Genomic DNA, 26,104 nt, shown 5'->3' on the forward strand with positions numbered 1-26,104 from the left:
GGACCGTTGACATCGCCGGTTGCGTGCGGTGTGGGGAGGGCGCGCTGCGGCGCGCACCCCCACCACCCGCGCGGCCAAGCCCAAAATTCCGCAGGTTACCCGCATGTCTCCCGCACCCGCATGTCTATGCCTTTGGCCTAGGGAAAAACCACACATGCGGCCGCATGTCTCCCGCATGTCTACCCGCATGTCTCGCCTCAATCCGTGAGCGCATTGACGACGCCGATCTCTGCCAAGATTTCTGCCGCCTTGGCGTCGTCTACCGTCACCCGCTCGACTGAATGCTTACTCGCGTCATGGTAATATTTGCTCTTCACCAGGACTCCGGACTCTATCCATGCGGCGATGATCCGACTGGCCTCACGCTCGGCGCGGCCACCGATGTCCATCAGCGGCTTGCCAGCCCATGGCGTGTGCTTGGCCTGCTTATTTGGGCTGTGGTCTGAGCGGCGCAGAACCGAGAAGACGGATGCCAGTGCAGCGGCGTCCATGCCTTCAAACATGGGACGTGCCTGCCAGACCGTCGCCACGCCGATCTCGTCGCCATCCGGATACTCTGCGGTGGCGTTGTTCAGCGGCACGCCGATCAACTTGAACCACGATGCCTTTTCCGGCGGCGGTGCGTAGTTCTCTTTCGATCCCGCGATCCGGATGTAGCGCCATGGATCTGGAATGTTCATCTTCTCCGCCACCTCTGGCGTCATCCGTGCCAGGATGCGGCAACTTCGAAACGTAGCTCGCAAGCTGGTGGCGCCCATCAGGTCGTCAGGGTTTCCGGCCGAACCTTTCCGCAGGTGATGCAAGACCAGAACCGCAGCATCGCTTTCGCGGGCGATACGGGACATTTCGCCTGCGACCTTGGCAATCATGGCGTTGTTGTTGCCGTCGTCGAGGTTGTGGGCATGGTTGAAGGGGTCGATTAGCATCATCGCGGCGCCGATGGCCTTCAGTTGTTCGATGATTGCAGCGCCATCCGGGTAGGTAACGAAGCCATCAACCGATGCGGCAAAGGACACCCGACCGCTCGGGTTGTGAATGAAGTGGACGCTCCGCAGGACTGCATCATAATCCAGTTGGTAATGGATGCAGGCGGCAGCGATTCGACGATGCCATTCGGTTTCGTCATCTTCGTAAGAGACAATCGCCACGGGTCCGGTTCGCCATATCCGTTCCCCGAGCAGTGGGCGTCCGGTGATCGTGGCCAACATCATGACAACACTGATCGCGCCCTTGCCACCGCCATCCACCGCACCGATGACGGCGGCACTGCCGAACAACAGGAAGCTTCCGTATGCCCATGGCCGGGGCGGAATCCTGTCTGCGCCGATCGGCTCAAGCTTGCTGCGATGGAGGGTACGCGCGTAACCGCCATCATCCGGCATGGGCGTAACCTGCGGATTGCTGTGCTGCCCATGAGGCTGTCTCGGCAATGACGTGCGGTGGAAGCGGTTGATCCCGGCAGCCGTTCATCGCGTGCAGCGTTGCCAGCAGTTGGTCTTCCGAGACGCCCATGCGCAGCAACCGGAATGCGGTGCGGGCAGTGGTTTGCCGGCGGGAATCGGGCACATGCGGCCGATCAGACTTGCGCCTCGGCACCGGGATCGGTGCGTGGCGCCCCGCGTCCAGCCCCCATTGAGCCGTCTTCTGTGCTGCATCCAGATCAAGCGCCGTGCTCGGCAACGCATCCACCAGCCACCGCACCGCCTCGGCGTCGCTGAAACGGGCCTGGTGCTGAATGCCCCCCAGCAACCGCGCCATGTTGCGGAGGGTATAGTGTTTCGCGGTATCCGGTGCGGCACGGACGCGGCTGATTATGTCGTCAACGAACGATACGACGTCGCTGTCCGACGTGGTTTCGCGATCGAGTCTGCGTCCCAGTTCTGGCGGTCTTGATGGGGGTTTCAGGGTGTCCGGGTGTGGCACCATCACGCAAGCCGCGCCGGGGGTGTCTACGATCCGGCAAGGCAGGTGATCCGGCCTGCCGACGAACACCGGAGCTGCGGTGTAAATCGGTTGCGCGGGGCGAAAGGTGCAGGGATCAACCGGATATTGCTTCAGCCAGAAGCCTAGCTCGTCGCCCGTTGCCGGTCGTGACAGCCAGAACCACAACCGCAGCCGGCAACCTAGCTTGATCCCATGCGACGTGGTGGCCTGGACAATGCAGCGCACGCCGTGAAATGCGCCAGGAAGGCACTGGACGGCCTCGGCAGCACAGGCGGCCAGATCATCGGCCCGGATGCTGTCGGGCCGCGCTACCCCGTCCATATCAAGCGCGACCCATTGATGTGGCACCGCTCGCAAGGTCGGCGGATCGCCGGTTGCGGGGTCCGGATAGGCCAGGCGCCGAACGTTCCGGATGCGGGCGGGATCGGCGATGGCACCAAATACCACCGCGCAACTTGGTTGCGGAAGCAGGCGCGCCAGCCAATACCCTATGGCGTCCAGGTTATGCGCGGGCATTTCGAATAGGTCGATTGTCTTGGCGTTGCCGTAGGCTTCGGTGCGGCCGTCCGCGTGGATAGTCTTGGCCAGTCGCAGATAGCGGGAACGAATCACGGTGAGAGTGTCGGTCACTGCATCTCGCTCCGAGCCATCGGTAGCGGATGCACGCCGGCTGGCGGCAGCAAACCGATGGCGGGAATGTTGCGCTTGTGCAGTGCCGCGCCCCATTCATGAGCATGTGCCGAACTAGTTTCGATCAGCAGGAACCGCTGCTTCGTAAGTGCCAATTCGATAGCGAGCCGGTATGAGGCAACGTCGCCGCCAGTTGCGTGGACCATCGCGCCGCGCGCCCAGTAGCCTAGGCGGCGAAAAGCGGTCCAGCCGATGGGGCCGGTGGTGGAATAATCGTCATCGCCCAAGAGCACGATGGTCGGCCGCAGGGACCGCTCCAGTTCTCGCGTAGGCGCGTCCGCGGTGCGCCCCAACTCCACCAGGTTCGTTTCGTGCTGACGCACGGAGCGCAGCAGTTCCACGCGGTGTGGCTTTTCAAGTCGCGCCATTTCGGCAATGAGTTTGTCTATATCCGATGGTTTGCTGATCTGAATGAAGGGGAGCATTTTTGCGTCCTGAATATGGACGCGGCTTGCACGATCGGTCCGGCTCGGCTAAATAATCGGTGTCACTGATTGCCTATCCAGAAGCCCCGCACGCCGCCGCGTGTGGGGTTTTCTTATGCTGCAACCGGCTGACGTGGCCGGGGCGCGCGGATGACAGCCGGCGGCCGGGACCGCAGCCACGCTAAGCCGGCTTCAACGTCGATCAAGGTGCGCGAGCCAACCTTGACGGCTTTCAGTTCGCCGCTGCCAAGATACTCATAGACACTGCGCCTGCCCATGCCGGACATGACAATCCAGTTGTCGATCGTCGTGAATTTCGGGGTTGGGTTTTCCATAATGGCTCCGCATGCATGTTTGTGCGGGGAACCAAATATGCGGGGTTCGTTTCTGAAGCCACGTCAGAAGTTTGGCAGAGGTTTCGACCTGGCCTCTCAACTTCCCCCGAAGTTTTACCCTTGACGTGCGATTCGTTTGGTCTGAGCAAGGCGTCGTCTCGCCCGCTCGGGAGATATGTTGCGCTCTTTCGTGATCGCCTCAACTGCGTTGTGCCCACGATCGGCATCTAGTCCATGCCGGTCATCGTGTCCGTGATCAGCCATTTGGATAAAGGCGTTTTTCTTTCCTTGGCGGCTCAGACCCATGGCGTGGGGGACACGAGCGAGCGCCTTGTCCGGGTCAACGGGCGCGTCACCTTGAAAGTCCCAACCTGACGCCAAGCGCTCAATATTGCGGGTAGTTTGTGCAAGATACGGCAGGCACCATGCGGGAATCGGAAGGGGTGGATCAGCATTCAAGCAGTATGCAAGAGCACGCCAGACATGCAGTGAATTACCGGTCTCCCTCCACCAGGTTTCAGATTGGTCGATCCACATGGCGGTGTATGCTGCTTGATCCATCGCCCCTACCCCATCGCCCGGATCGGCAGAACCGTGTTCGTGTCTGATCCGGTGCGACCGCAGAACGCTGCCCAATCGTTCATCAACCTTTGGCGCTTCTCGAACAGGTCGCCGCGGCGGTAGGCGGCCTCCACCTTCGAATCGATCGTGTGCGCCAACGCCTTCTCGACAACCGCATGCTCGTGCCTGGTCGCCTCGGCCGCCCAATCGCGAAAGCTGGACCGGAACCCATGCACGGTCAGATCATCGCGCCCCATCCGCCGCAGCACCGCCAGCATGGCCATGTTGGAAAGCCCGGTGGACGCCTTGCCGCCCTTGCCGCCGGCAAAGACTGGCGCATCAGCCGTTTCGGTCTGGCGTAGCTTCGCGGCCTGCCGCAGCACGGCCAGGGCGGCATCGGATAAGGGCACGCGATGTTCAGCACCGGCCTTCATGCGGGCGCCTGGCACCGTCCAGACGGCGGCCTTCAGGTCGATCTCCGCCCAGGTCGCGCCGATCACCTCGCCTGTCCGGGCGGCTGTCAGGATCGCGAATCGTAAGGCTAAGCCGGCGACACCTTCCAGCTTTTCCAGTTCCGCCATGAACGCGCCGATCTCTGTCCACGGCAAGGCCGCATGGTGTTCGACCTTGGATACCTTCGCGCGGGCGGGCAGAACGTTATCCAGGTGCCCCTTCCACCGGGCCGGGTTCTCTCCGGCGCGCCAACCATGCACCTTGGCGAAGTCGAGCACGGTTTCGATGCGGCCCCGAACCCGTGCTGCCGTCTCCGCCTTGGTGTTCCAGATCGGCGTCAGAATGCGGGTGACATGCCCGGTGTTGACCGCTGATACTGCGACATCTCCGATCACCGGGTAGACATGCGCCGCCAAGGTCGCGCCCCATTGCCAGGCGTGCTTTTCATTCCGCCATGCGGCCTTGTTGGCTTCAATGTAGCTTTCCGCGGCCTTTCTGAAGGTCACCAGCGCGGCGGCCTCGGCTGCCGCCTCGGCGGCCTTGCGCACCTTCTCCGCCCGCCTGGCGTCCAGCGGGTCGATCCCGTCCAGCCGGAGCTTGCGGGCGGCGGCGGCCCGCTCCCTGGCTTCCGCCAGCCCAATGGTGTGCAGCGGGCCGAGTCCCATCTCCCGCGCCGCGCCGTTCAGCATGAACCGGAACAGCCAACTCTTTCCGCCGGTAGGGCCGACGTTCAAATAGAGCCCGACACCGTCCCCATAGAGGCCGGGCTTGTTCGCATTCTTGACCGCCGCCGATGACAATTTGCCGATCTTCCGCGCCATCCGCCCAACTCCCTGACCCACGATCTATCCCACAATCTATCCCACAAAACATAGTGGGATATGGGCGCACACGGGCGCATAGTCAAGCACAATCGGAGCGACAGGGATGGCCGTTTTCTGCGGATTTTGGCGCTGTAATCGGCGGAGGTCCAAGGCTTTCTGGTGGAGGGGGTTGGATTCGAACCAACGTAGGCGCACGCCAGCGGATTTACAGTCCGCCCCCTTTAGCCACTCGGGCACCCCTCCGGAACCGGGAAGCGCGCACTAAAGCCAAACCCCTGTCCCTGTCAACGCACTTGACCCAGACCGCCTTTTCCCGCCACCTGCGACAAAACCAACCGCCGGGGACGACGCCCATCCACACCCAACTGCAAGCCCCACCCGGATGAGCACCCTCGTCGCTACCCGACACCCCACCTGGCTGCCCTCCCTCCTCGGCCTGTTCATCGCCGTCGGCCCCGCCGCCACCGACATGTACCTACCGGCCTTCCCGGCGGTGGAGGCTTCCTTCGGCACCGCGCCCGGCACCGCGCAACTCACCCTCGCCACCTGGTTCGCCGGCCTTGCCGTTGGCCAGATCACCCAGGGCAGCCTGTCCGACCGCTTCGGTCGAAGACGACCCCTGATGGCAGGATTCGCGATCTTCACCCTGTGTTCCATCGGCTGCGCGCTTGCCCCAACGCTGACTTGGCTGGCCATCTTCCGGGCCGCCGGCGCATTCGGCGCCTCCGCCGGCATGGTCATCGCCCGCGCCGTGGTGCGCGATCTCGCCGCCGGACAGGACGCCGCCATCATGATGTCCCGCTTGATCCTGGTCATGGGCATCTCCCCCATCCTCGCCCCCAGCATCGGCGGCGCCATCCTGATCTTCGCCCACTGGCGGGTCATCTTCTGGATACTGGCGGTCTACGGCACCGCCTGCGTCGTCACCGGCTGGCGCGTCCTGCCGGAGACCTTGCCGCCGGAGCGGCGGACCCGCCTCGGCCCCGCCGCCCAGCTCCAGCGCTATGCCATCATCCTGCGCGAGAGGACGTTTCTCACCCATGCCATCATGGGCGGCTGCAGCACGTTCTGCATGTTCGCCTACCTATCCGGCTGCTCCCCAGTGTTCGAGGATGGTTTCGGCCTCAGCCCTAATGGCTTCGCGCTGGTCTTCGGCCTGTGCGCGATCAGCCTGGTGATCTGCTCGCAGTTGAATGCGAGGCTGCTGCCGCGGTTCGGGCTGTCCGCCATGCTGACGGCGGTGGCATGGATCTCGCTGGGCGGGACAATCGTGCTGCTGGTGCTAGCGTTCAGCGGAGTCCATGTTCTGCCGCTGATCGTGGCACCGCTGGTGGTCGTGGTCGGCTGCCAGGGGTTCGCCAACGCCAACACCAACGCAGGGGCACTGTCGCATCAGGGCGGTCATGCCGGCAGCGCCGCCGCCCTGATGGGAACGTTTCAGTTCAGCCTCGGCGCCAGCTCCGGCCTGCTGGTCGGGTTCCTGACCGATGGCACGCCCCGCGGCATGGCGGCGATGATGTTCTGCGGCATGCTCGGCGCGGTCGTCGCCGACCGGTTCCGGCCGCGCGGCGGGAGCCTCCATCCATGATCGTCGGCATTCCCGCCTGCGCCAAGCGCATCAACGACATGCCGTTCCACCACACGCCGGCGCGCTACGCCGAAGCCGTCATGGGCGGCATCGGCGCCCTGCCGGTCCTCATCCCACCCCTGGGCGAGATCCAGCTCGGCCTGCTCGACCATATCCATGGCCTGCTGGTTCCCGGCAGCCCGAGCAACGTTCATCCCAGCCACTACGCCGGCGGCGACAGCGAAACGCCCGACTTCCATGACATGGAGCGCGACCACACCACCCTGCCGCTTATTCGCGCCGCGATCGCCCGCGGCATCCCCGTTTTGGCGATCTGCCGAGGGATCCAGGAGCTAAACGTCGCGCTGGGCGGCAGCTTGATCCAGCGCGTTCATGCGCGGCCCGGCAGAATGGACCATCGTGGTGGTGACGGCTCGCTTGAGCGCCGCTACGGCCCCAAGCACGAGATCGCGGTCACCGGCCAGCTCGCGCGGATCCTGGGCAATGACAGCATTACCGTGAACTCGCTGCACGGCCAGGCGATCGACCGTCTGGCACAGGGGCTGGTGGTGGAAGCCATCGCACCCGATGGCACGATCGAGGCCGTCTCGATGCCGGCGGCACGCGGTTTCCTGCTCGGCCTGCAATGGCATCCGGAGTGGCGGTTTGCCGACAACCACGACAGCCTTGCGATTTTTCGCGCCTTCGGTGATGCCTGCGGATCAAGATCGTGACCGCACGGGCTGAATCGCCACGGCGGGTGAAGTATGCTTTCAGGCGGTACAAACGTCCATCAGACAAGGCGGGACAACAATGGACCTTCAACTCGCAGGCAAGACGGTACTGATCACCGGCGGCTCCAAGGGCATCGGACGGGCGTCCGCCGAGGTTCTCGCCGAGGAAGGCTGCAACCTCATTCTGGTGGCCCGCGACGCGGCGCTGCTGGATGAAGCCGCGGCGGCGATCCGCGCCAAGCGACAGGTGAACGTCCGTACCATCGCCGCCGACCTGTCCAGCGACGCATCGGTGCGGCGCGTCGCGCAGGAAGCCGGAGAGCTGGACATCCTGGTAAACAACGCCGGGGCGATCCCGCCGGGCGATGTGCTGTCGATCGACGATGCCAGATGGCGTCAGGCCTGGGACCTCAAGGTATTCGGCTATATCTCGTTCTGCCGCGTGATCTACGCGCGGATGAAGGCCCGCCGCACGGGTGTGATCATCAACGTCGTCGGCGCCGCCGGAGAGAAATTCCCCACCAACTACATTGCCGGCGCGGCGGGTAATGCCTCCTTGATGGCGTTCTCGCGTGCGCTGGGCAAAGGCGCGCCGGCCGACGGGCTGCGGGTGGTGGCGATCAACCCTGGCCCGGTGGAAACCGACCGGCTGGTCATGCTCCGCAAGGCCGAAGCACAGCAGAAGTTCGGCGACGCGGAAAAGTGGCGGGAACTGACCACCAGCATGCCGTTCGGCCGAGCGGCAAGTCCGCGAGAGATTGGCAATGCTGTGGCGTTCCTGGCCAGTCCGGCGTCGGGCTACACCACCGGCACCGTGCTGACCATCGATGGCGGTGGCTGAAACCTCTTGCAATCTTCTGTCTGACCAGTTATCTGACTAGTCTAACCAATGAGCAGGAGGCTCATATGCAGACTTGGCCAGTGCAGGAAGCGAAATCGCGCTTCAGTGAATTCCTTGATACCTGCCTGGAAGATGGTCCACAGATCGTCTCCCGCCGCGGCACCGAGGCCGCGGTTCTGGTGCCGATCGGCCAGTGGCGCAAGCTGCAGGCCGCCAGTCAGCCCACGCTGAAGGATCTGCTGCTGTCAGATACGGCGCGCGGCGATCTGGACATTCCCGCCCGTGGCCGCCGCCGCCGCCGCGTGCCGGAAGCATTTAGCTGAACTTGTGTATCTGCTCGACACCAACGTCATCTCCGAACTGCGCAAGCGCCGGCCGCATCCAGCCGTCGTTGACTGGTTGCGGGGCGTGCCGGCCGACACCCTGTACCTGTCCGCGATGACGCTTGGGGAACTGCAGGCCGGTGTGGAAGCGACCCGCGCGCAAGACCACGAGAAGGCGGCGGAGATTGAGTCCTGGATCGATCAGGTGGCCGGCATATGGAACGTTCTTTCCCTGGATGCCCGCGTCATGCGCGCCTGGGCTCGGCTGATGGTCGGCAAATCCGATTATCTGCTGGAGGATGGCATGGTAGCCGCTGTCGCGGTCGTCCACCGGCTGATTGTCGTGACGCGAAATGTCAAGGACTTCAAGCCGTTCCAGGTGGAGATCCTGAACCCGTTCTTGTCGCGCTGACTTCAATGCCAGGTCTGTTCGAACCCGCCAGTCTCTGGCAGGTTCAGTGTGATGTTTAGAATCGCGACCGAAATCGGCCGACGCTTGCCACCAGACAGTCCAGCATGGCTCATGAAAGCACCTCTTCTCGGACACAACCAAGGGCCGCCGCTCGAGTCGGATGAGCCTGATCCGGCCACCGCCGGATGGCGCGCCTTCTGCTGGCGCAAATCCCACCGCGCCGCGTGGAAGACGCCGCCGCGCGAGATCGCGCTTCGCCGACTCGCCAGGGCGGAAGCGCTTGGGATGACCTACCGCGAATACACGCTCGAAATCATGGAGCGCGGCCGATACCTATGACCGCGCGCCTGATCATTCGATGAAGTCCAACGCCGCATTGTGCCGCTGCGATCAGGCCGCACGAACACTGCGGGCAAAGCTGTGCACTTCGGACGAGATCAGTTCCGCCTGCCGCGATAGTCCGCCGGCAGCGCCCAGCACCTGGGCGGCAGCCGTCCCGGTTTCAGTCGTCGCGCGGCTGACGTCGGCGATCGTCGACGTTACCTCCTGCGTGCTGGCCGCGGTCTGCTGGACATGACGGGCAATCTCCGCCGTCGCGCCGCCCTGCTCCTCGATCGCCAAGGCAATTGACCCGGAAATCCGGTTGGCGCGGTCGACGCGGCTGACAATCCCCTCGATCGCAAGCACCACCTGGTGAGTCGCCTCCTGGATCTGCGTGATCTGGGTGCCGATTTCCTCGGTCGCCTTGGCGGTCTGGCTGGCCAGGTTCTTGACCTCGGACGCCACCACCGCGAAGCCCTTGCCCGCGTCGCCGGCGCGCGCGGCCTCGATCGTCGCGTTCAGCGCGAGCAGGTTAGTCTGGCCGGCAATCCCGGTGATCAGCCCGACCACATCGCCAATCCGTTGCGCGGACTGGGCCAGAACCTGCACGATGCCGTTCGTCCGCTGCGCCTCCTCGGCGGTTTCGTTGGTCATCCGAGCACTCTCCGTGACCTGCTGATTGATCGCGCCAATGCTGGCCGCAAGCTCCTCGGCCGCCGCCGCCATGGTCTGCACGCCGGAACTCGCCTCACCCGACGCGCCCGCCACGACCCGCGCCTGACCGGTGGCCCGTTCGGCCGTCGTCGTCATCGTCTTCGCGGTTGCCTCGAGTTCGCCGGAAGCGGTGCGGAGCGCCTCGGCCAAGGAGCCCAGCCGCGTCTCGAACTCACCGGCGAGACGGTTCAGCGTGTCCTTACGGCTGCGCTCAGACGAGGTCTTCATCTCCTCCTGTTCGCCACGCAGGCGATGCACTTCCTGCATGGTGTCCCGGAACACCGCGACCGTGCGGGCCATCGCGCCAATCTCGTCGTTTGAAACGATCTGCGGAACCGCGACCTGGATGTCGCCGCCGGCAAGGCTTTCCATGGTCCGCCGCAAACCGCCCAGTGGACGCACGATGGAACGGATGGCGCCCCAGGACGCAGCCAGCAATACACCCAGGATGCATAGCGCGATTGCACATTCCTGCCGCGCGGATGCCCAGAACGCGGCATCAAGGTCATCAAGGTAGACACCGGTCTGGATGAACCAGCCCCACGGCTTGTAGAAGCGATAGTCGGCGATCTTTGCCAGCGGCGCCGTCTGTCCTGGGCGTGGATACACGTATTCGACAGTCGCATGCCCGTCCCGCGCGGCGCGCGGCATGACATCCTGAACAAAGCTGAAGCCATTGGCATCAGGCGTTTTCGCGCTATTCGTGCCAACGATCGCGGGGTTTGGATGCATCTGCACGATCGACTGGTCATTCGTAACGCTAAAATAACCACTCTCGCCGTAGCGCAATGCGGCAAGTGCCGCCAGCGCGCGGACTTTCGCATCTGCCTCGGTCATATGGTCGTCGGAAGCGACATGGCGAATACGTTCAACAGTGTCGACCGCGATTTCGGTCAACGATCCAAGTTCGGCGAGCCGTTCGGCCCGCATCCCCTGCCATTGCGCCCGTAGTGCGAGTCCCCCTACGGTCGCCAATCCGATGGCGAACAGGCCAATAAGAACATACAGCCGCCGCGTCAGGGTGAACAAAGTCAGAATCCGTTGCATCAAATGAGTCCCTCGCCAAAGCAGCGAAGATAAGGCCAGGGTCAGACGAAGTCTACATATTTCCGTAGCAAAACAACCAAGCACCTGATTTGCCGGGACTGGACAATTTCTGTGCAATAATGAATTGAACCTTAACGCTTGGAAAAGTCCACTATCGCGGCAAACCCGGTTTCCGTGCCAATCAACAGCGTGATGCCGTCCGCACTCCAGGCCAGCGTCGAGATCGGCCCATGATCTGGCGGCACCACCGGCAGAATACGCGAGGACGCGATATCAGCCACCACGACAAGCCCATCGGCGAAGCCGCCGGCGACGATTTCATCCTTCGGGTGGCAGGCGACCTGCTGGCAGATGATCCCGTCACCGCCGGCCAGTTCGACCGGTGCCTTGCCCATTGGGCCGCCGCCGAAGAACGGCCACAGCACCATCGCGTCGGCCCCGCTGCTGGCCAGCCATCGGCCATTGCGGGTAAACGACAGGCTGGCGGTCTTCGCGGGATAGCCGCTCATGCGCATGTGCTGGCCGTCTGGCAGCTTCCAGCCGTGCAAGGCATTTTCCTGCATGGCGGTGACCACGGCCTCGCCTTCCGGATGAAGGATGATGCCGGTGTGGCTACCCTTCCACTCCAGCTTGCGGGGCGTGTCGGTTTTCGCCGCGACGAACCAGAGCGAGGCGCCGTTATAGTGCGATGCGCCGATCCGCTTGCCCTTGCCGTCGAACATCAGCCCGGTGACGGAAGACGGATGCGTCAGTTCCTTTAGCACCTGGCCCGACTGGTCGAACAGCTTCACCAGTTTTCCGGCGCTGGCGGCAATCAGGCCGCGCGTCTTGTCCAGCGGCCAGACCGCGACATGCTCCACCCACTTCATGCCGAAACTGCCGATGTCCGACACCACGCCATCCGCGGCAACCCGACGCAGCGCGCCGTCATCGCCACCGGAGACAAACCCATCGCCGACCGCATCAGCCGCGAAATCCAGGATCGCGCCGTCATGCATAGCAGCGCCGGACCAGTCCGAAAGGTCGGACAGACGGACGATTCGCACGGTTCCATCACCCAGCGCGAACGCCGCGACGCGTCCGTCACGCGCGACGCGCGCCGCAACGACGAAGGCGCCCAAATGCCGCGACACGCCACGGGTTTCCAGAAGAAAGCTGGCCCTGGCAGCTTGACTCATCGCCGGTTCAATCCATCACGCAACTCTCGAACCCGCGCCGCAACTGCGGCCGGTTCAGGTTGCGGCCGATGAACACCAGACGGCTAACGCGCGGATCGCCGTCCTTCCATGGCCCGATGAAATCACCATCGGCAATCATGTGCACCGCCTGGAAGGCGAAGCGGCGATCCTCACTGGCATAGCTTAGAATGCCCTTGGTCCGCAGCAGATCCTGGCCCTTGTCCTGCAGCAGCACGCCGATCCAGGCGTTGAACTTCTCCGGATCGATCGGCTTCTCCACCTCAAAGCTCATGGAGGCGACGTCCTCGTTATGCTCGTGCTCATCATCGCCGCTGAGGAAATCCGGGTGCAGCGCCAGGATGCGTTCCAGGTCGAAGGCGCCACGGTTCAGCACCTGCTCGATCGGCAGGGCGGCACGCTCGGTCCGATGAATGACGGCGAAGCGATTGATCGAGCGGATCGTCGCTTCCACCGCCGCCAGTTCCGCCGGTGTGACCAGATCCGTCTTGTTCAGCACGATGACATCGGCGAAGGCGATCTGATCGGCCGCCTCGTGACTGTCGGCCAGGCGCGCCGGCAGATACTTGGCGTCCACCACGGTGACGATCGCATCCAGCCGGGTTTTCGCCTTCACCGTGTCGTCGACGAAGAAGGTCTGCGCCACCGGGGCGGGGTTCGCCAGGCCAGTGGTCTCGATGATGATGCCGTCGAACTTGTCACGCCGCTTCATCAGCCCGCCGACGATGCGGATCAGGTCGCCGCGCACGGTGCAGCAGATGCAGCCGTTGTTCATCTCGAAGACTTCCTCGTCGGTGTCCACGACAAGGTCGTTGTCGACTCCAAGCTCGCCGAATTCGTTTATGACGACAGCGTATTTGCGGCCGTGTTGTTCAGTGAGGATGCGGTTTAGCAGCGTCGTCTTGCCGGCCCCCAGATAGCCGGTCAGCACCGTCACCGGCACTTGGATGCTGGGCGCCGCGTTGGTGGTGTCAGCCATGATGATATGCTCCCACAGGGCTTGGTCGTCGGGCCAGAGGTGCCCGCCTGGGCCGCCACTAGCTGTCTTCGGGCCAGCAATATAGGTGTGGCGCGCGCGGTTAACCAGCGCCCCCTTCGCCGCCGGCATCCGCTACCCCAACGGCTGTCCTCCGGACGTGCCGATCAATGATGCGGCCCTTGGTCAAAGTCCTCCACCACGGCGGAGAGAGCTTCTGACCCCACCTTCACCGACCCCGCGAACGGATGGTCGATAGCGATGATAATCAGCAGGCCGGAGAAAATCAGCAATGACAGTGCTCCAGTCATCATGGACTGAGCACGGAGGTTTACTGTTCCAAAGAAGAACGTGAAGCCTATGGTGACGAACGCCCCGCCAAAAAGGACCATCCAAACGATTCCCGGCACAATACCCGCGGCCATGACAAGCCGTGCCCGCCGCGCTTCAGTGACGAGATCAAGCTGATGAAGAATCTCGGTAAAAATGGCCGCGCCGCGACGATCAGAAGGGTTGTATGACAAAAGCTCGGAATAGAGGTCGTTCAGCGCCTGGGTCACCACCAGGCTTCCCTTGCCCTGCTCCATTGCTGGCCAATCTTTGGCGATCGCCGCTTCCAGATAGCGCGTCACGCCTGTCCTCAGCGCATCCCCTGGTTCGGCTGCAATCCCGTTCGCCAGCCGGTATATCGTCGTCGCCGCGCCGGCCTCCCGCGCGACGCCCGTCTCAGCATCGCTGAATTTTTCCCATACGACGATAACCACAAAGGCGAGTAGCACGGCGTAAAGCACGCCGACAGTTGCAAACTTAAAACCTGCAACCTCATTGTTCGTGCTCAACTTCTGCAAGCTCACGCGGCGTCGGACGATAATGGGTCCAAGCATTGCAATGGACGTTGTAAGACCAACCAGAAGAACACCGGATAGCCACAAGGGCTGCGTGGTCAAGAACATCGGGCTTACCTGCTTCTGTCCGGTGCGGAGGCGGAAGCCAATTTGGGACTATTCGCAAGCATCAGGCAAACAGGCTAGAACATCATGAGGAATACCCGAATGATACTGCCCTTGTCGGGTTCGGCTACACCGTACTAGCATTGCCACTACTGCCGCGGCTACCACTCCCGCTGGCACTCCCGCTGCGTTAATCTCGTCTGGCAGCAACATTCAGGACATCGCGGCGTAAGGCTGCGAGCTTTTGGACAACAACGGCGACGTCAAACTGGCGCGCGCGCTGCCGGCCGGCCGCGGCCATGGCAGTGCGACGGCTCTCGTCGTGGGCAAGCATGCCGATGGCAGCGGCGATCTCCGCCGAATGGTCCGGATCGGCGTAGACAGCGGCGTCTCCGGCGACCTCCGGCAGGGCGCCGCGGCGGGAGCAGATCAACGCCGCGCCACTCGCCAAGGCCTCCAGCGCAACCAGCCCAAACGGCTCCGCCCAGCGGCTCGGCACCACGACGATGGCGGCGCGCGCCATGGCAGCCAGCACCTCGGGATGGTCGCGATACCCCAGCATGCGGACACCGGCGCTTTCAGCCAGAGCACGAACCATTTTAATAAAAGCCGTGTCGGGACTGCCGCGGCTGAAGCGATCGGCGCCGATGATCTCCGCCCGCCAACCGGGAAGGTCAGGCAAGGCCGCGGCGCAGGCGGTGACGAAGACATCGGGCGCCTTGTCGGCAACAACGCGACCCGCGAACAGGATCAGCTTTTCTCGATTTCCCTGGGGTGGAAGCTCCGTGAAATCCAGGCAGTTGGGCAGCACGACGGGCAGCCGGGTTGGGGCGTTGACGCCATCCATCAGGCGCCGGCGAAGGTACTCCGAGTTGGTGACCACCCGGGCAAGTCGGCCGAGCAGGACGGTGCGCTGAAGCGGGCTGTTGGCTTCGCGCATGGCTTGAGGATCGTTGTGGATGACCGCCGTCACCGGGATGCTGTTGAGGCGGGATGCCAGCGCTAGGGCAATCTCGGGACGGTTGTGCACCTCGACCAGTGCGGGTTTCAACGCCTTTAGCGCGTCGCCGACGGCGGCGGCGTAGCGGATGTTGGTGTTGCCCAGCGTCCAGACGGATGGGCCAATCGATTGGAACCTGATGCCGGGGAAGACCGGCCCGTCCTGCCGGCCGCCGAAGACGACGGTGTCGAAACCGGGGGTCTGTACCAGCCGGCGTACCAGCAGGCCGATCGCGCCGGCGCGGCCGGGGCCAAATCCTTCACGCGGCGGCAGTACGACGGCGACACTAGGAATGACTGACGACATGGCGCCCGGCTATACAGGGGGTCTGATGACCACGCTATCGGCGGCCCTTGCGTCGTCGTATGCCGCTTTTCAGCCGGCGCGGGCTGACAGAGCACCGACCGCCTGGTCGACAAGCATCTGGATGATCGCCGCGACCGGCTTCTCCTCGGTGACCATGCCAACCGACTGGCCGGCCATGACCGATCCGGTTTCGACGTCACCCTCGATCACCGCACGCCGCAGCGCCCCGGCCCAGAAGCGCTCGACGACAAGCTGGGCTGCATCCTTCGTCAGTTCGCCGGCAACCAGCCTGTCCCGCGTCTCCGCCTGATGCTCCAGGAACTTTCTGGTGCCCTGGTTGACCAGGCCGCGCACCGGGATCACCGGCAGGCGCGGGTCCAGTTCGACCGATGGCATCGCATCGCGCGCGCTGGCCCGGATGAACGCCTTCTTGAAATTGGCGTGGGCGATGGATTCCACCGCGGCGGCGAACATCGTGCCAAGCTGAACGCCAGAGGCGCCCATCTCCAGGTACGACAGGATCGCCTCGCCCCGGCCAAGGCCGCCGGCGACAAACACCGGCACCTCCTTCAGATGCGGCAGGATCTCCTGCGCCAGAACGGTCAGCGAGACCGGCCCGATATGGCCGCCGGCCTCGGACCCCTCGATGACGATGGCGTCGGCGCCGGAGCGGACGAGGCGCCGGGCCAGCGACAACGCCGGCGTGAAGGCGATCAGCTTCGCACCGCCATCCTTCACCGCCCGCACGGCAGTGCCTGGCGGGATGCCGCCGGCCAGCACGATGTGACCCACCTGTGCCGCCAGCGTCACCCGGATCAGGTCGTCAAGCTGCGGATGCATGGTAATCAGATTGACACCGAACGGCTTGTCGGTCAGCGCCTGCGCGCCGGCGATCTGCTCGGCCAGCAGATCCGGCGTCATGGCGCCACAGGCGATGACGCCAAAGCCGCCAGCGTTGGAAATCGCGGCAACCAGATGCTTCTCGCTCACCCAGCTCATGGCGCCGCCCATGATGGCGATCGGGCACCCCAGGAACGCCGTCCCGCGCGACCACAGGCGATCGAGGCCGGCGCGGGCGGTGTCTCCCACGCTGGCCGTTGTGGTGTCAGACGGCATCGAGACCATACGCCGTATGCAGTGCACGGACAGCAAGCTCGGTATACTCGGCCGCGATCAGCACGCTGACCTTGATCTCGCTGGTGGAGATCACCTGGATGTTGATCGCCTTGTCGGCCAGCGCGCTGAACATCGTGCTGGCGACGCCGGCGTGGCTGCGCATGCCGACGCCGACGACGCTGACCTTGGCGACATCCGGATCTTCCAGCATCTCGCCGTAGTTGATCAACGTGCGCAGGCCGGCCAAAGCGGTGCGGGCACGCGGCAGATCCGCCTTGCCCACGGTGAACGTCATGTCCGTGGTGCCATCGGCGGAGATGTTCTGCACGATCATGTCCACGTTGACGTTCTGCTCCGACAGCGCGCCGAAGATCGAGGCGGCGATGCCCGGCCGGTCCGGCACGCGGCGTACGGTGATCTTCGCCTCGTCGCGCGAATAGGCGATACCGGAGACAGTCTCTTTTTCCACGATCTCGTCCTCATCCACCACCAGGGTTCCGGTGTTCTCGTCGATCGGGGTATCCTGAAAACTGGATAGCACCCGCACCCGGACGCTTTCGTTCATCGCCAGTTCCACGCTACGGGTCTGCAGCACCTTGGTCCCGACCGACGCGAGTTCCAGCATCTCCTCGTAGGCGATCTTCGCGAGTTTCTTCGCCCTTGGCACGATGCGCGGATCGGTGGTGTAGACGCCGTCGACGTCGGTGTAGATATCGCAGCGATCCGCTTTGAGGGCGGCAGCCAGCGCGACCGCCGAGGTATCGGAACCGCCACGGCCGAGCGTTGTGATCCGGTTGTCGACGGCGAGCCCCTGGAAGCCGGCGACCACGGCCACCTGACCGGCCCGCATGCGGCGGATCAGTTCGCCGCCCTCGATATTCTGGATGCGCGCCTTGCCGTGCGCGGTGTCGGTGCGCAGCGGGATCTGCCAACCCTGCCAGGACCTCGCCTCCACGCCGAGGTCCTGCAGCGCGATGGCGAGCAGGCCCGACGTGACCTGTTCACCGGTGGCGACCACGGCGTCGTACTCGCGCGCATCGTGCATCGGCGACAGCTCGGTGCACCATCTGACAAGCTGGTTAGTGACGCCGGACATGGCGGAGACGACGACGGCGACCTGGTTGCCATGCGCGACCTCCCGCTGCACGCGTCTAGCGACGTTGCGGATACGGTCGAGGTCGGCGACGGAGGTGCCGCCAAATTTCATCACGATGCGGGCCATGAACGGTTGCCAGATTGCAGTGCGGGCGCACACATACTGGATCGGCGGCGACAGGAGCAACCATGACGAATGGGACGGTCTCGGCGGCGGAGATTGCCAAGTTCGACCGACTGGCGTCGCGCTGGTGGGATCCGCGCGGGCCGATGAAGCCGCTGCACCAGATGAACCCGGCGCGGATCGGCTGGATCCGGTCGGTCATCGGCGGCCCGACCCGCGTGCTAGATGTCGGCTGCGGCGCCGGTCTGGCGGCTGAGGCGTTGGCCGAACATGGCTACGACGTCCTTGGCATCGATGCCGCCGGCGAGGCCATCGAAGCAGCCAAGGCGCATTCCAAGGCGGCGCACGCGGACGCGGCGCTGGCCAAGGGAGAGCAGGCCAAAGGCCAGCAACCCGAGGGGCCGGCGCTACGGCTGACCTATCGTGCCTGCACGGCCGAGGACCTGATCGCCGAGGGCCTGCGCTTTCCTGCCATCACCGCCCTGGAGGTGATCGAACACGTGCCTGACCCTGCCGCCTTCGTGCGTGTCCTGGCGGGGTTGCTTGAACCAGGCGGCGTGCTGATCATGTCCACCTTGAACCGGACGCCGCGATCCTGGATCACGGCGAAGATCGGCGCTGAATACCTGCTGCGGATGCTGCCGGTGGGGACGCACGACTGGAAGGCGTTCATCACGCCGGCTGAACTGGCGCGCATGATGCGGACGGCAGGGCTGCGGGTGGCGCGGACCACGGGATTGCTGGCTGATCCGCTGACCGGACAGTGGCGGACCGGGCACGATATGAAGGTCAACTACATGATGGCGGGTATCAGATAGGGTTAGGACACCGTTACCTGATCAGTCCGGTCAGCGGACTCGACGGATCGGCGCCCATCCGCCGCGGCATGCGTCCGGCCAGATGCGCCAGTCGCCCGGCCTCCACCGCCAGCTTCATCGCCCTCGCCATGCGCACCGGGTCTCGCGCGTGGGCGATCGCGGAATTCAGCAGCACCGCGTGACAGCCCAGTTCCATGGCGATCGCCGCGTCGGACGCGGTGCCGACGCCGGCATCAACCAGGAACGGCACGGTGACCTGTTCCATCATCATGCTGAGCATCGCCGGGTTCTGAATGCCGAGCCCAGAGCCGATCGGCGCCCCCAGCGGCATGATCGCGACGCATCCCATGTCCTGCAGCCGCTTCGCCGCCAGCGGATCGTCGGCGCAGTAGACCATGACCTCGAAGCCGTCCTTGATCAGCGCCTCGGCCGCCTGGAAGGTGCCCTGCATATCCGGATACAGCAGCGGCGGCGGCCCAAGCACCTCCAGCTTCACCAGGTTCCAGCCGCCCGCCTCGCGCGCCAGGCGCAAGGTGCGGACAGCCTCGTTGGCGGTGAAGCAGCCGGCGGTGTTCGGCAGGTAGGTGTACTTTTTTGGATCAACGTAATCCTGCAGCATCGGCACCTTGGAATCCGACAGGTTCACGCGCCGCAGTGCCACGGTGACGATCTCAGCGCCGCTGGCCTCGATCGCTCGCCCGGTCTCCTCCAGATCCTTGTAGCGGCCGGTACCGACGATCAGCCGCGACCGGAAGGTTCGGCCCGCCACTGTCCAGGTGTCTTCGGCCCAGATGTCCTGGGCAGGGTATGATCCGTCCATATCTCAGCCTCCACCGATGAAATGCACGATCTCCAGCGCATCACCGCTGGCGAGCCACGTTTCGGTGTAGCGCGACCGCGGCACGATCTCCTCGTTGCGCTCGACCGCAACCTTGCTTGTGTCAAGGCCGAGCGCCACCAGCAGGGCGGTCACCGACAGCGGACCGTCGGCGGCCCCTTCAAACACGCGGCTCTCACCGTTCAATGTCAGGGTTACGGAGCTGTGCATGCCGTCACTATGGTGCGGCCGACGGCTGGCGGCAATGTCGGAGCTGAAGGATTGCCCCAGGGGACTGCTCCAGATCGCGCCGCGCATCGCCCCCAAGGGGGGATTGGACGTGGGCGCACCCGCTGTGCTACGGGCGCAGATCATGCCGCATTCCGCTCCCACGCCATTGATCGCGGTTCTGAACGGTCCAAACATCAACATGCTAGGCCTGCGTCAGCCGCATATCTATGGGCATGCGACGTTGGATGACGTCGAGACGCTGTGCGCCGAGGCGGCGGAGCAGGCCAGTCTCGCCATTGATTTCCGCCAGACCAACAGTGAAGGGGAATTGATTACCTGGGTGCAGGAATGCCGCGGCAAAGCAGCGGGGATTGTGATCAACCCGGCCGGGTATACAACAACGTCAATCGCGCTACTGGATGCCTTGCTGGCAACCGAACTGCCGGTCATCGAGGTGCATATCAGCAATATCCATCGGCGAGAGGCGTTTCGGCAGCAATCCTATGTCTCGATGGTCGCGGTCGGCGTGATCTGCGGGCTTGGTGTCCGCGGCTATGCCATGGCTCTGCAGGCGATGGCCGACATTCTGGAGGAAAATCGTTGACTCGTATTCCCATCGACCCCGACGCGATCCGGGCACTGGCCGCGGTACTGGTCGAAACCGGCCTGAGCGAGATTGAGATCGCCGAAAAGGACAGCCGTATTCGCCTGGTGCGGGGTGGGGTCCTGGCCGCTGCCCCGATGATGGCCACCGCCACGCCGCCCACAACGTCGCCTGGGATCTCCCCTGGCATCTCCCCTGGGCAGTCCTCGCTGGTTTCCGCTGTGCCCGTGCCGGATGTGGCATCGCATCCCGGCGCGGTGACCAGTCCGATGGTCGGCGTCGCCTATCTGATGCCCGAGCCTGGCGCGCCGCCTTTCGTGACGCTGGGCCAGGCCGTCGTGGCCGGCCAGACCCTGCTGCTGATCGAGGCGATGAAGACCTTCAACCAGATCAAGGCGCCGAAGGCCGGGACGGTCGCCGCCATCCTGGTGCAGAACAGTGCGCCGGTGGAATATGGCGAAGTGCTGATCATCCTGGAATAAGCCGTTGTTCCGCAAAATCCTGATTGCCAATCGTGGCGAGATCGCACTTCGCATCCAGCGCGCCTGCCGCGACCTTGGCATTGCCACGGTCGCGGTGCACTCCACGGCGGACGCCGAAGCCATGCATGTGCGGCTGTCCGACGAAAGCGTCTGCATCGGGCCGCCGGCCGCCAAGGACAGCTACCTGAACATTCCGGCGATCCTGTCGGCGGCGGCGATCACCGGGGCGGAGGCGATCCATCCCGGTTACGGGTTCCTGTCGGAGAACGCCGGCTTCGCCGAGATGGTGGAGGCGCATGGCATGGCCTTCATCGGACCTTCGCCGTCGCATATCGGCATGATGGGCGACAAGATCGCGGCGAAGGCGGCCATGGCCTCGCTGGGCGTGCCGCTGGTGCCCGGGTCGCCGGGCGCGGTCATGGATCTGGCGGCCGCGCGCCCAATTGCCGCCCGCATCGGCTATCCGGTCCTGATCAAGGCCGCGGCCGGCGGCGGCGGCCGGGGCATGAAGGTCGCCCGCGAGCCAGCCGAACTGGAGGACGCATTCCGCCTGGCACGCACCGAAGCGCGCGCCGCGTTCGGCAACGATGCCGTCTACATGGAGAAATATCTCGATCGGCCCCGGCACATCGAGTTGCAGGTTCTCGCCGACAATTACGGTCAGGTGGTGCATTTCGGCGAGCGTGACTGCAGCCTGCAACGCCGGCACCAGAAGCTGCTGGAGGAAGCCGGATCGCCGGCCATCACGCCGGCCCAGCGCGATACGTTGGGTGAAACGGCGACGGCCGCGCTGCGCAAGCTGGGCTACCGCAACGCCGGCACGCTGGAGTTCCTGTATCAGGACGGCCAGTTCGCCTTCATCGAGATGAACACGCGCCTGCAGGTCGAGCATCCGGTAACGGAAATGCTGTGCGGCATCGACCTGGTCCGCGAGCAGATCCGTATCGCCGAGGGGGCGCGCCTGGGTTACGAGCAGCGCGACATCAGTTTCACCGGCCACGCGATCGAGTGCCGGATCACGGCGGAGGACCCCACGACATTCATGCCGACGCCGGGCCGGGTGACCGCGTTCCACGCACCGGGCGGGTTGGGCGTGCGGGTGGATTCGGCGCTGTATGCCGGGTATTTCGTGCCACCCTACTACGACAGCATGGTGGCGAAGCTGATCGTCCACGCGCCCACCCGGCCGGACGCGATCAACCGGCTGCGGCGGGCCCTGGACGAGTTCGCGGTGCTGGGTATCCAGACGACCATCCCGCTGCATCGCCGGATCGTCGACGACAAGGCGTTCCAGGCGGGAGACTATACGATCCACTGGTTGGAACAGTTCGTCGCCGGCAACTAAGCCGTCTTTTCCGCGGAGACCATTCCCATGAGCCACAGCCATGATCACCCTTTTCACGATGAAGCACCCGCCGCGGGAACCGTCGACTGGCGGCTCAACGGGGTGCGGGTCATCAAGAGCGATCAGCTCGACAGCAACACTGCGCAGACCCCCGGCATGAACCGCGCCGCGGCGATCAATGCCGCCCGGGTCGGGGCGCGGAAGATCTGGGCCGGCACGGTCAACATCCATGCCAACGCCAAGACCGGGGTGCATCATCATGGCGCGCTGGAAAGCGTGATCTACGTGGTGCGCGGCAAGGCGCGGATGCGCTGGGGCGAAAAGCTGGAATTCGTCGCCGAGGCCGAACCCGGCGACTTCATCTTTGTGCCGCCTTATGTCCCGCACCAGGAGATCAATGCCAGCACGAACGAGACGCTGGAATGCGTGCTCGTCCGCAGCGACAACGAAGCCGTCGTGGTCAACCTAGACATCGAACCGGTCGAGAAGCCCGAGGCGGTCTATTGGGTCGATGCCATCCACAAGCAGCCCTGAGCAGCATTCACACCGCCGGCGCCTCCGGCAACAGGGCTTCAGGCGCCAGGGGTTTATGCAGCAGGCTTTAGGCCGCCGCCTTCAACGCCTTGACGATGGCCGCGACGCCCTGGCCATGCCAGCGCTGGATCGCCTTGTGGTCGGCGCCCAGCGCCTTTCCCAGCCGGCGCCACGGAAACAGATGGCGGTCGGTGATCGGATGCACCAGGCTCCGTGCGCCGACCACGCGGCGCAGCACGTAGCGGTCCAGCGGGATCAGCGGAATCCAGCTCATGGCCTCATCCATGCGGGTGATCTTCTCGGCCGAGGGAACCGCCGGCCGGATGCGCGCGTCGGACCAGCCGTAGGCTTCCAGCGCGGTTCGCACGATCTCCAGTGACGAGGTGCGCAGCCTGGTCGAGTAGCCCGTGCCCGGCAGGGCCAGCAGCGTCGCACCGGCTTCTTCCAGACGATAGATGACGAAATCGGCGTCGATGTCGTAGCCGTTCGTCATCACCGGGCGAACCGCCCGCCGGCTCCTTGCGGCAGTCCCGATAGTGGTTCCCGTATGGCTCCCGATGGCGGAGTTGGATTGGATGGCAGAGCCAGCCGAGGCCGTGGTGGCGCGCGAGATCGTCATGATGGTGTCCTTTATCGGTCGTAACGAGCCAAATGAGGCGTGGCCGGGGTGGACGTCAGCGGATGGCGTCGGGCGTCTGAAATCGCGCGTCTTCCAGCGACGTGCCGCGATTGATCGCCGCCCAGCTTTCGGCGTGGCCGGCCGGCAGCGGCGCGCGATCGGACTCGTCGAGTGCGGCGGCGGCATGCGCCGGCGGCTGTTCGACGCCCAGGATGCGGGCGCGCTCGATCAACGTACAGCGGGCCAGCCCCAGCACCTGAGCGATGACGTCCCAGGACGCGCCTTCGGTCCGCAGCCGCCTGATCTGCGTATCCTGTCCTTCGGTCCAGACGATCTTCCTAGGCATCGGCGCCTCCAACAGAGAACAATTAGCGAACGAAGCATTAGTTAGAGAAACTAACGGGAGACGTCAATGGAAATAACACCCATGCAGAGGAAAAGTTTCTTTGGCAGGGTTGGCTCGATCAGAACCCTCGCCGGGTCCGCCAGTAGCGGATCATGCAGTTGGCCAGAAGTTGGCTGAATCGGCGCTGCTTCATCGTCGTCGTGAGCAGGGTGACCGTGCCTGACAGCGGCGACCGTCCGATCGCTTGACTACTTGCGACGTTCATCCATTCACGGCGTCAGGTCCGTAACCTCGGAAGCCCGCGTACTCTACCGGACCTGCTGCCGGAGCCCACTCGAAGGACGCGGACAACCGGCCGCGACCCGACATTGGAAAGCACCCGCGAATTTTTCTGGCGCTGTTAGCGCAAGATAGTTATACTAACGGTCATGAGCACGCCGCATGATATCGGGACCCGCGTCCGCGCGATGCGCATTGATCGCGGCTTGACCCAGGACCAGCTTGCCGATCAGGTCGGCGTCTCACGCAGCGCGGTGGCGCAATGGGAAACCGGCCGCACGGGTCAAGTGACCGGCAACCTCTCCCGCATTGCCGCGGCGCTGGAGGTGAATGTGGAATACCTGATGTACGGCGACGACAAGCGCGCGCCAGCCGAGGTTCGTCAGGGCGATGAACTCGCCATGCTCCGCCTCTATCGGGAATGCGACCCGGAAGATCGTCAGATGCTGCTGCGCACCGCAAGGCGGCTGGCCCGCCGGGATACCAGTCGGGATACCGCGACAGGCACCGACTGAGGCGGCGGAATTAGAGCGTGATCGCCTGAGGCTGACCCAGTCAGAAGGCGTGAATTACGCAATCTAACAATGAGGTAAAGCGCGATTCGTAGGTCAACCTAAACCAATCGCGCTTTAGCCGCCGATATTCCCTCCCCCGTGACGGGCGCGGGGTCCGCCATTCATGCATTTGTATCCGCATAAGAAAGCTGTTGGTGCCGACCCTCCGTCGGCATGACCAACGCGCACCGCCTGATTGAAGAAGAACGACCTCGGCTGTTGCCGCTTCCGTCAGCCCCGGCTACCCCTGCTCACGCCCATCGCCTGACGCATGAACATTCGCTTCAAGGGTCCGGAGCGGTCTACCGCGGCAATGCCGACATCGCGCGCCTGCCGCAGCAGCCTGTTGTCCGTGCTGAACAGTCGATCCAGCCGATCGGTCATCGCCAGCATCAGCAGGTTGTCTGACTGGCGTTCGCGCTGGTAGCGCGCCAGCAGCGCCGCTCCACCGACATCCTGGCCAGCACGGTCGGCTTCGATGATCATCTCGGACAAGACGATGGCGTCGCGAAAGCCCAGGTTGAGCCCCTGCCCGGCGATGGGATGAATGCCGTGGGCCGAGTCACCCGCCAGCGCCAGCCGCGTATCGATATAGCGGTGCGCGACCATCGCGGCCAACGGATAGCTCCAGCGCCGGCCGATGCCATGGATCGCCCCCAGATGGTCGCCCAGGCGGCGCCCGACCTCCCGCGTGAACCTTGTGTCGTCGAGTGCGAGGATGGTCTTCGCGCCCTGGCTCTCCTCGGTCCAGACGATCGCGGAAACATGGGCGCAGCCACCCGGTTCGGCGTCCGGACTGGGAGCCATCGGCAGCGCGGCGAACGGACCGGCCGGCAGAAAATGCTCCAGCGCGGTGTCGTGATGCGGCCGCTCATGCGCGACGGCGCAGACAATCCCGGTCTGGTCATAGGGCACACGGGTGACCGGGATGCCGGCCTGTTCGCGCAGCGGAGAGTTTCGGCCCTCGGCGGCGACCACAAGCTGGCCGCGGATCGTCGCGCCGTCGGCCAGCCGCACCAGCACGGCGTCCGCCGACCGTTCCACCATCGCCCGGGCCGGGGCGAAGACATGCAGGTTTGCCCGATCGGGCAAGGTCGCATTCAGTGCCCGCCGCAGCGCGCGGGCCTCGACCATCCAGCCGAACGGCGTGGCGCTCTCCCCGACCTCCGCATGATCGGCGCGTTGATGATCGAAATGCAGATGCAGGCGGGAGGCGCGACGGCCAATGCGGCCATCGCTGACGCGAATGTCGCGGATCGGGTTGGGCAGCACTGGCAGGGCATTCCACAATCGCGCCTGCTGCAGCAAGACGCGCGACCCGGCGGCAATCGCGTAGGCCCTGCCGTCGAACGCGGGATGCTCCATCGGCGGCAGTGCCGCCTGGTCGATCAGGGCGACGCTGACCCCGGCGCTCGCCAGGCGGCAGGCCAGGGTACCGCCGACCGGACCGGCACCGACGACGCAGACCTGAACAGAAAGCGTTCCAGTCATGTCAGCTTCCGGCATGTCAGCTTCCGGCAT

At 64.5% G+C, this 26,104-nt stretch carries 30 protein-coding genes and 1 tRNA gene; 12 read left to right on the forward strand and 19 right to left on the reverse strand.

The annotated features are described in order from the left end of the window. Window positions 1-197: 197 nt before the first annotated feature. The 7 genes from ACQY4S_RS21360 to ACQY4S_RS21390 all read right to left on the reverse strand — a co-directional run bounded on the left by ACQY4S_RS21360 (window position 198) and on the right by ACQY4S_RS21390 (window position 5,475). Complete coding sequence (locus ACQY4S_RS21360) at window positions 198-1,382, reverse strand: AAA family ATPase (protein WP_428487216.1); 1,185 nt, start codon at window positions 1,380-1,382, stop codon at window positions 198-200. Then, window positions 1,372-2,574: a hypothetical protein gene (locus ACQY4S_RS21365; protein ID WP_428487217.1), complete on the reverse strand. Its 1,203-nt coding sequence runs from the start codon at window positions 2,572-2,574 to the stop codon at window positions 1,372-1,374. The genes ACQY4S_RS21360 and ACQY4S_RS21365 overlap by 11 nt, the downstream gene beginning before the upstream one ends. Then, complete coding sequence (locus ACQY4S_RS21370) at window positions 2,571-3,059, reverse strand: hypothetical protein (RefSeq protein ID WP_428487218.1); 489 nt, start codon at window positions 3,057-3,059, stop codon at window positions 2,571-2,573. The genes ACQY4S_RS21365 and ACQY4S_RS21370 overlap by 4 nt, the downstream gene beginning before the upstream one ends. 113 nt (window positions 3,060-3,172) lie before the next feature. Beyond that, on the reverse strand, window positions 3,173-3,394 hold the full coding sequence (locus ACQY4S_RS21375) for a helix-turn-helix domain-containing protein (protein WP_428487219.1): 222 nt from the start codon (window positions 3,392-3,394) through the stop codon (window positions 3,173-3,175). Window positions 3,395-3,508: 114 nt separating this feature from the next. Next, window positions 3,509-3,955 carry a hypothetical protein gene (locus tag ACQY4S_RS21380; protein WP_428487220.1) on the reverse strand — a complete coding sequence of 149 codons (447 nt, stop codon included), beginning with the start codon at window positions 3,953-3,955 and terminating at the stop codon, window positions 3,509-3,511. 5 nt (window positions 3,956-3,960) lie between these two features. Then, complete coding sequence (locus tag ACQY4S_RS21385; protein WP_428487221.1) at window positions 3,961-5,229, reverse strand: tyrosine-type recombinase/integrase; 1,269 nt, start codon at window positions 5,227-5,229, stop codon at window positions 3,961-3,963. Between the two features lie 160 nt (window positions 5,230-5,389). Continuing rightward, window positions 5,390-5,475 (reverse strand) — tRNA-Tyr (locus ACQY4S_RS21390). A gap of 139 nt (window positions 5,476-5,614) precedes the next feature. On the opposite strand from ACQY4S_RS21390, the gene ACQY4S_RS21395 reads away from it, so the two are divergent. From ACQY4S_RS21395 to ACQY4S_RS21420, 6 genes are all read left to right on the forward strand, one after another. Beyond that, a complete protein-coding gene (locus ACQY4S_RS21395) occupies window positions 5,615-6,820 on the forward strand; it encodes a multidrug effflux MFS transporter (RefSeq protein WP_428487222.1) in 1,206 nt (401 codons plus the stop codon). After that, window positions 6,817-7,533 (forward strand): gamma-glutamyl-gamma-aminobutyrate hydrolase family protein, encoded by a 717-nt coding sequence (locus ACQY4S_RS21400; RefSeq protein WP_428487223.1) that lies wholly within the window; start codon window positions 6,817-6,819, stop codon window positions 7,531-7,533. Before ACQY4S_RS21395 ends, ACQY4S_RS21400 begins: the two co-directional genes overlap by 4 nt. Before the next feature lie 79 nt (window positions 7,534-7,612). Further along, the gene (locus ACQY4S_RS21405) at window positions 7,613-8,374 is read left to right on the forward strand and encodes a short-chain dehydrogenase/reductase (protein ID WP_428487224.1); all 762 of its coding nucleotides are present in this window, start codon (window positions 7,613-7,615) and stop codon (window positions 8,372-8,374) included. 65 nt (window positions 8,375-8,439) lie between these two features. Continuing rightward, the gene (locus ACQY4S_RS21410; RefSeq protein ID WP_428487225.1) at window positions 8,440-8,697 is read left to right on the forward strand and encodes a type II toxin-antitoxin system Phd/YefM family antitoxin; all 258 of its coding nucleotides are present in this window, start codon (window positions 8,440-8,442) and stop codon (window positions 8,695-8,697) included. Beyond that, window positions 8,657-9,109: a type II toxin-antitoxin system VapC family toxin gene (locus ACQY4S_RS21415; RefSeq protein WP_428487226.1), complete on the forward strand. Its 453-nt coding sequence runs from the start codon at window positions 8,657-8,659 to the stop codon at window positions 9,107-9,109. Before ACQY4S_RS21410 ends, ACQY4S_RS21415 begins: the two co-directional genes overlap by 41 nt. 111 nt (window positions 9,110-9,220) lie before the next feature. Continuing rightward, window positions 9,221-9,448 carry a hypothetical protein gene (locus ACQY4S_RS21420; RefSeq protein WP_428487227.1) on the forward strand — a complete coding sequence of 76 codons (228 nt, stop codon included), beginning with the start codon at window positions 9,221-9,223 and terminating at the stop codon, window positions 9,446-9,448. A 51-nt stretch (window positions 9,449-9,499) separates the two neighbouring features. Here the strand turns inward: ACQY4S_RS21420 and ACQY4S_RS21425 are convergent, their stop codons facing one another. From ACQY4S_RS21425 to ACQY4S_RS21455, 7 genes are all read right to left on the reverse strand, one after another. After that, the gene (locus tag ACQY4S_RS21425; protein ID WP_428487228.1) at window positions 9,500-11,191 is read right to left on the reverse strand and encodes a methyl-accepting chemotaxis protein; all 1,692 of its coding nucleotides are present in this window, start codon (window positions 11,189-11,191) and stop codon (window positions 9,500-9,502) included. 131 nt (window positions 11,192-11,322) lie between these two features. Continuing rightward, window positions 11,323-12,369 (reverse strand): WD40 repeat domain-containing protein, encoded by a 1,047-nt coding sequence (locus ACQY4S_RS21430; protein WP_428487229.1) that lies wholly within the window; start codon window positions 12,367-12,369, stop codon window positions 11,323-11,325. A gap of 7 nt (window positions 12,370-12,376) precedes the next feature. Next, window positions 12,377-13,366, reverse strand: coding sequence for a CobW family GTP-binding protein (locus tag ACQY4S_RS21435; protein ID WP_428487230.1), 990 nt, complete (start codon window positions 13,364-13,366; stop codon window positions 12,377-12,379). A gap of 164 nt (window positions 13,367-13,530) precedes the next feature. Beyond that, a complete protein-coding gene (locus ACQY4S_RS21440) occupies window positions 13,531-14,316 on the reverse strand; it encodes a DUF4239 domain-containing protein (protein ID WP_428487231.1) in 786 nt (261 codons plus the stop codon). Window positions 14,317-14,503: 187 nt separating this feature from the next. Then, entirely contained in the window at window positions 14,504-15,619 is a 1,116-nt protein-coding gene (locus ACQY4S_RS21445) for a glycosyltransferase family 4 protein (RefSeq protein ID WP_428487232.1), read from the reverse strand. A gap of 69 nt (window positions 15,620-15,688) precedes the next feature. Further along, complete coding sequence (locus ACQY4S_RS21450; RefSeq protein ID WP_428487233.1) at window positions 15,689-16,735, reverse strand: NAD(P)H-dependent flavin oxidoreductase; 1,047 nt, start codon at window positions 16,733-16,735, stop codon at window positions 15,689-15,691. Beyond that, entirely contained in the window at window positions 16,725-17,957 is a 1,233-nt protein-coding gene (locus ACQY4S_RS21455) for an aspartate kinase (protein ID WP_428487234.1), read from the reverse strand. Before ACQY4S_RS21455 ends, ACQY4S_RS21450 begins: the two co-directional genes overlap by 11 nt. Before the next feature lie 62 nt (window positions 17,958-18,019). Between ACQY4S_RS21455 and ubiG the strand changes: the two genes are divergently transcribed. Then, window positions 18,020-18,772: a bifunctional 2-polyprenyl-6-hydroxyphenol methylase/3-demethylubiquinol 3-O-methyltransferase UbiG gene (gene ubiG, locus ACQY4S_RS21460; RefSeq protein WP_428487235.1), complete on the forward strand. Its 753-nt coding sequence runs from the start codon at window positions 18,020-18,022 to the stop codon at window positions 18,770-18,772. Between the two features lie 13 nt (window positions 18,773-18,785). On the opposite strand, the gene ACQY4S_RS21465 is transcribed toward ubiG, so the two are convergent. Next, on the reverse strand, window positions 18,786-19,592 hold the full coding sequence (locus tag ACQY4S_RS21465) for a thiazole synthase (RefSeq protein WP_428487236.1): 807 nt from the start codon (window positions 19,590-19,592) through the stop codon (window positions 18,786-18,788). Between the two features lie 3 nt (window positions 19,593-19,595). Further along, on the reverse strand, window positions 19,596-19,820 hold the full coding sequence (gene thiS, locus ACQY4S_RS21470) for a sulfur carrier protein ThiS (protein ID WP_428487237.1): 225 nt from the start codon (window positions 19,818-19,820) through the stop codon (window positions 19,596-19,598). Between the two features lie 142 nt (window positions 19,821-19,962). Between thiS and aroQ the strand changes: the two genes are divergently transcribed. The 4 genes from aroQ to ACQY4S_RS21490 are packed head-to-tail and all read left to right on the forward strand — an operon-like array spanning window position 19,963 to window position 22,785. Then, a complete protein-coding gene (aroQ, locus tag ACQY4S_RS21475) occupies window positions 19,963-20,424 on the forward strand; it encodes a type II 3-dehydroquinate dehydratase (protein ID WP_428488471.1) in 462 nt (153 codons plus the stop codon). Then, window positions 20,421-20,906, forward strand: a complete 486-nt coding sequence (locus ACQY4S_RS21480; RefSeq protein ID WP_428487238.1) for an acetyl-CoA carboxylase biotin carboxyl carrier protein — start codon at window positions 20,421-20,423, stop codon at window positions 20,904-20,906. The genes aroQ and ACQY4S_RS21480 overlap by 4 nt, the downstream gene beginning before the upstream one ends. A gap of 4 nt (window positions 20,907-20,910) precedes the next feature. Then, complete coding sequence (accC, locus tag ACQY4S_RS21485) at window positions 20,911-22,251, forward strand: acetyl-CoA carboxylase biotin carboxylase subunit (protein ID WP_428487239.1); 1,341 nt, start codon at window positions 20,911-20,913, stop codon at window positions 22,249-22,251. A gap of 27 nt (window positions 22,252-22,278) precedes the next feature. Beyond that, on the forward strand, window positions 22,279-22,785 hold the full coding sequence (locus ACQY4S_RS21490) for a cupin domain-containing protein (protein ID WP_428487240.1): 507 nt from the start codon (window positions 22,279-22,281) through the stop codon (window positions 22,783-22,785). A 67-nt stretch (window positions 22,786-22,852) separates the two neighbouring features. Here the strand turns inward: ACQY4S_RS21490 and ACQY4S_RS21495 are convergent, their stop codons facing one another. Both ACQY4S_RS21495 and ACQY4S_RS21500 read right to left on the reverse strand, forming a co-directional pair. Next, complete coding sequence (locus ACQY4S_RS21495) at window positions 22,853-23,404, reverse strand: DUF6362 family protein (RefSeq protein WP_428487241.1); 552 nt, start codon at window positions 23,402-23,404, stop codon at window positions 22,853-22,855. Between the two features lie 55 nt (window positions 23,405-23,459). Continuing rightward, window positions 23,460-23,750 (reverse strand): AsnC family protein, encoded by a 291-nt coding sequence (locus ACQY4S_RS21500; RefSeq protein WP_428487242.1) that lies wholly within the window; start codon window positions 23,748-23,750, stop codon window positions 23,460-23,462. A 428-nt stretch (window positions 23,751-24,178) separates the two neighbouring features. Here ACQY4S_RS21500 and ACQY4S_RS21505 point away from each other — a divergent pair, with 428 nt between their 5' ends. Further along, entirely contained in the window at window positions 24,179-24,544 is a 366-nt protein-coding gene (locus ACQY4S_RS21505; RefSeq protein ID WP_428487243.1) for a helix-turn-helix domain-containing protein, read from the forward strand. A gap of 270 nt (window positions 24,545-24,814) precedes the next feature. Here the strand turns inward: ACQY4S_RS21505 and ACQY4S_RS21510 are convergent, their stop codons facing one another. Beyond that, window positions 24,815-26,104, reverse strand: coding sequence for a UbiH/UbiF/VisC/COQ6 family ubiquinone biosynthesis hydroxylase (locus ACQY4S_RS21510; protein ID WP_428487244.1), 1,290 nt, complete (start codon window positions 26,102-26,104; stop codon window positions 24,815-24,817).

The sequence above is a fragment of the Rhodopila sp. genome (assembly GCF_965276935.1).
Classification (GTDB): domain Bacteria; phylum Pseudomonadota; class Alphaproteobacteria; order Acetobacterales; family Acetobacteraceae; genus Rhodopila.